3 protein-coding genes are annotated in these 2,683 nt (G+C 28.7%); 2 read left to right on the top strand and 1 reads right to left on the bottom strand.

Features of this window, described 5'->3' with window-relative positions; translation table 11 throughout:
• On the top strand, window positions 1-852 hold an 852-nt coding region (locus tag AB1Z17_RS11440; protein ID WP_368051926.1), incomplete at its 5' end, for a DUF5686 family protein.
• A gap of 17 nt (window positions 853-869) precedes the next feature.
• Window positions 870-1,292: a molybdenum cofactor biosynthesis protein MoaE gene (locus AB1Z17_RS11445; protein WP_368051927.1), complete on the top strand. Its 423-nt coding sequence runs from the start codon at window positions 870-872 to the stop codon at window positions 1,290-1,292.
• Window positions 1,293-1,296: 4 nt separating this feature from the next.
• On the opposite strand, the gene AB1Z17_RS11450 is transcribed toward AB1Z17_RS11445, so the two are convergent.
• Window positions 1,297-2,683, bottom strand: a 1,387-nt coding sequence (locus AB1Z17_RS11450; protein ID WP_368051928.1) for a DNA mismatch repair protein MutS, incomplete at its 5' end; no start/stop codon positions are given.

Genomic DNA, 2,683 nt, shown 5'->3' on the forward strand with positions numbered 1-2,683 from the left:
TTTGAAGAAAGTTATGCCAAATTTTACGATAAAACTTTTGCGAAAGTGCTGTTTTCTGATGAATTAACAAATGGTATTAGAATGCAAAGTTCTTTAAGTTACGAAAAACGAACTCCTTTAGTAAATACAACCGATTATGTGCTGTTAAATGATAAAGAAAAAACATACACTTCGAACGATCCGCTAAACGAAAATAACATTGGAATTCCTTCTTTTGAAGCGCACAACGTATATCAATTTACAACTGCTGCGACTATTAGATTTGGACAAAAATATATCTCATATCCTAATAGAAAAATAAATACATTTTCTTCTGAATATCCTTCGTTAACATTATTTTACCAACAGAATTTTGCATCAAGTGAAGACAATTATAATTTTGGTGAAATTGGAGCACGTATTCAACAACGTTTTGATATTGACAATAAAGGAACGTTTAATTACAATCTAAAAGCTGGAGCTTTTTTTGAAGCCGATGACATTGCTTTTGTAGATTATAAACATTTTAATGGAAATCAAACGCATATAAATATGAATTACGATTATACCAATGCTTTTAATTTAATGCCCTATTATAATTTTAGCACCAATCAATCGTACGCAGAATTTCACGCAGAACACAATTTTAATGGGTATTTATTAAATAAAATTCCGTTGGTAAATAAATTAGGATTCGAGTTGGTTTTAGGAGCAAAATCGTTGATTAGAAAAGATAAAAAACCATATTCTGAACTTTCAGTTGGATTGAAAAATATTGGAATTGGGAAACTGCGCTTTTTACGATTGGATTATGTAAAATCTAATTACAACGGCGTTTCGCAAAACGGACTTGTTTTCGGGTTGTCATTTTAGTATTTTTACTGCAAAATATGGAAAACACATCAATTAAAATAACTTCAGCAATTTTAAACCTGCAAGATTGCTATAATTTTGTACAAGATGCTTCTTGTGGAGGCATTGCTTTATTTGTTGGCACTGTTAGAAATGCAACAAAAAACAAAGAAGTAACCTTATTAGATTTTAGCGGTTACGAACCAATGGCGGTAAAAGAAATGCAAAAAATTGCAGACCTCGCTTTAGAGAAGTTCAACATTCATAAAATTGCAATACATCATGCAGTTGGAGAACTTAAAATTGGAGCTATTCCTGTAATTATTGCAGTTTCTTCTGCACATAGAAAAGCCGCTTTTGAAGCTTGTGAATTTGCAATTGATACCTTAAAAGAAACCGTACCAATTTGGAAAAAAGAACATTTTGATGATGGCGAAGTTTGGGTGAATTCACATCCTTAAAAAACTAAACAATCTTCATTTTTTTTAATAAAAAAGACGCGTTCATATTTTTACAAATTCCATCTTTTAATTGGTAATCGAAATGTAATTCATCTTTTATAATTTCTGCATCAAAATAATAGTTTTTAACTTCAGTTAATTCTTTTTCAATTTCACATAAACTTAAATCGTGTGTAGCAATAATTCCAGTTGAATTTGAAGCCACCAATTTTTGAACAAATTTCTTAGATCCAATTGCCTTATCTGTACTATTTGTTCCTTTTAAAATTTCATCTAAAATTATAAAATAATTGTCGTTTTCAATTTCATCAACAATAAATTTTAAGCGTTTTAATTCTGAAAAGAAATACGATTCATCTTCTACCAAAGAGTCTGATGTTCGCATACTCGTTATTAATTTTATGGGACTGTATTCAAAATGTTCAGCACAAACTGGTAAGCCAACATTTGCCATAACAATTGATAAAGAAACTGTTCTTAAAAAAGTACTTTTTCCTGCCATATTTGCACCTGTTATTATAAAAAATTGCTGATTTTTAATGGTAAAATCATTATCAATTCTTTGAGTTTCTTTTAACAAAGTATGCCCTAAATTAGTTGCTTTAATAACATTGCTATCGGCTTTTATTTCAGGGAAAACATATTTTGGATGGTTAAAAGCAAAATTTGCTAACGAATTTTGAGCATCAAAAAAAGCAATTACTTTAAACCACTGCTCTACTTTATCTTTATACGTTGCAATCCATTTTTCAATTTTATAAACTTGGTTTAAATCTCTTAGAAAAAAACCATTCCCAAGAATAGCAATAATATCATTATTTCGTTGATCTAAAGCATCTAATAATTTAGAATATTCTTTAAAAATAGTTGATGCTTTTTTTACTTCAGATTGAATTTCTAATTGTTTGTTTTTTAAAATTTCAGAAGTAAAATTGGTGTTTTCTATTTCATTTAACAATTTATGATATTGCTTAAAAGTATCTTTTGCATTGCCCGTATTTCTAGCAAATTCATTAATTTTTTTAACATAAAACCCCGAAATTCCTAAACCTATAAAAAGCCAAAACAAAACTACTATTTCAGGAATTAACTGAAAACCAAGAGCGACAATTAGTGTTAATGATAAAACAGAAAATACTGCTGGTAAATATTTAAAAAATTTAGGGAAAGCCGCTTTGTAATTATAAATCCAATTTATAATTTCCTTTGCTGGATGTTCCACTTTTACCAAAGATCCAATCGCCGAAAAATGTTGTCTCCATATCGGTTTTACACTTAATTCTTTAATTCCAGTTTGCTTTTTATTAATATCTAAAATCTTGTTTGAAGTCAATTCAGAAAATAGTTCGTTTTTACCTTCAACAGTAACTGTTCTATTGCAATATTGAAAA

This window comes from Lutibacter sp., from assembly GCF_040883305.1.
In the GTDB taxonomy this organism is placed as follows: Bacteria; Bacteroidota; Bacteroidia; order Flavobacteriales; family Flavobacteriaceae; genus Lutibacter.

Bases quoted from the DNA above. Each gene is read 5' to 3' on its own strand.
- AB1Z17_RS11445 (WP_368051927.1), top strand. From the start codon at position 870: ATGGAAAACACATCAATTAAAATAACTTCAGCAATTTTAAACCTGCAA.